At 31.4% G+C, this 1495-nt stretch carries 3 protein-coding genes; all 3 read left to right on the forward strand.

Features of this window, described 5'->3' with window-relative positions:
• Positions 1 to 259: hypothetical protein (locus C1T21_RS27515; RefSeq protein WP_219727885.1), on the forward strand; the 259-nt coding region annotated here is incomplete at its 5' end.
• A 27-nt stretch (positions 260 to 286) separates the two neighbouring features.
• Positions 287 to 1258 (forward strand): methyltransferase domain-containing protein, encoded by a 972-nt coding sequence (locus C1T21_RS26485; RefSeq protein ID WP_103050347.1) that lies wholly within the window; start codon positions 287 to 289, stop codon positions 1256 to 1258.
• A gap of 36 nt (positions 1259 to 1294) precedes the next feature.
• Positions 1295 to 1495, forward strand: a 201-nt coding sequence (locus C1T21_RS26490) for a glycosyltransferase family 2 protein (RefSeq protein ID WP_146032525.1), incomplete at its 3' end; no start/stop codon positions are given.

The following is a 1495-nucleotide window of genomic DNA, read 5'->3' on the forward strand; positions in this document are numbered from 1 at the left end:
ATATGACGGAAAGAATTTAGCGGTGCATCATTTTGATGCTTCTTGGTGGGATGTAAAAGATGAAGTATCCTACAAAAATGTCGTTTTACAGGATTATTTTAATAAAGGATTCTTTAACTGGGAATACCCCAGAGGTGTGCTTAAAAAAAATTACCACCAGTTAAAAAATAGAATTTCAACTAACTCTGATTTAACATCTAGAATATTGGATTTAGTTTTAAAGGCTTTATTTAAAATTTATAAAAGTATTTTTAAATGACGATAATGAGAGGGAGGATTGGGGAATTTGAGTATAAAAAAGATAATTATTAATTCATTACCTCCTCTAAAAAAGGTTATTCAGGAGAGGGAAACTTACTATGAGTCATCTAGTAATCTTTATCGGTTACTTGAAGATAAAATTAGAGAGCACGAACAACTCGTTAGAGACAATGAAATACTGAACAATACCTTAAAAAAACTCCATCTCCAAAATGAAAATTTACAAAGCGAGAATAGCGTTCTTTTCAAAGAGAAGAACATTCTCGGAGAAAAGCTTGAGTTGCTTATCAGTGAAAATGAAAATTTATTAGATAAAGTGAACGATTTATCGCGTATTAATGAAGAGTTAATTCAAGAGAATTTCAAACTTAAACAGCAAGAAAAGAAAATTTTGGACATAAGTTCAAGTGAATTTTGGGATAGTCACTATAAAGAAGGCTATACCTCTGGAACAGGGTCATACGATCATCTTGCTGAGTTCAAAGCCAATATAATAAATGAATTTGTTGCAAGCCACCAGATTAATTCTGTAATTGAGTTTGGCTGTGGTGATGGAAATCAGCTTTCACTTATGAACTACCCCCTGTATATAGGAATAGACGTTTCTGAAACAATTATTAAGAAAAACAAAGATAAATTTGCTGACTTTGATAATAAAGTTTTTTTTCATAGAGATGAAAAAGATAAATATATGAAAAAAAAGCATGACCTTGCTTTGTCTTTAGATGTGATTTTCCACTTGGTTGAGGACCATGTTTATATAGATTATATGAAAGATTTATTTAATGCATCAAGTAAGTACGTGATAATTTACTCGAGTAATCATGAGGAATTTACGAGATGGCCGGAATTTAGAAATCGGAAATTTATGAGGTATGTTCAGGAAAATGAGAAAAATTGGAAAATGATCGATTTTATAGCTAATAAATATCCTTTTGAATTAGGTAATGAAGATATGACTTCTCCATCCGATTTTTATATTTTCGAAAAATTATAAGTAGAATAGCTATAATCGAAAGAATAGGCGGTTATTATGAGAAATGATATTAGTGTGTCAGTTATAGTACCGGTATATAACGTAGAGAAATACTTGCGAAAATGCCTGGAGTCTCTGGTCAACCAGACGATGGAGAACATTGAAATTATTGTAGTTGACGATGGAAGCACGGACCAATCATCCGAAATTATCAAAGAATATAAAGAGGCACATCCTGATAAGATTGTTTCCCTGACA

Origin of the sequence: Paenibacillus sp. F4 (assembly GCF_002894905.1) — a bacterium.
Lineage (GTDB): Bacteria > Bacillota > Bacilli > Paenibacillales > Paenibacillaceae > Paenibacillus > Paenibacillus polymyxa_B.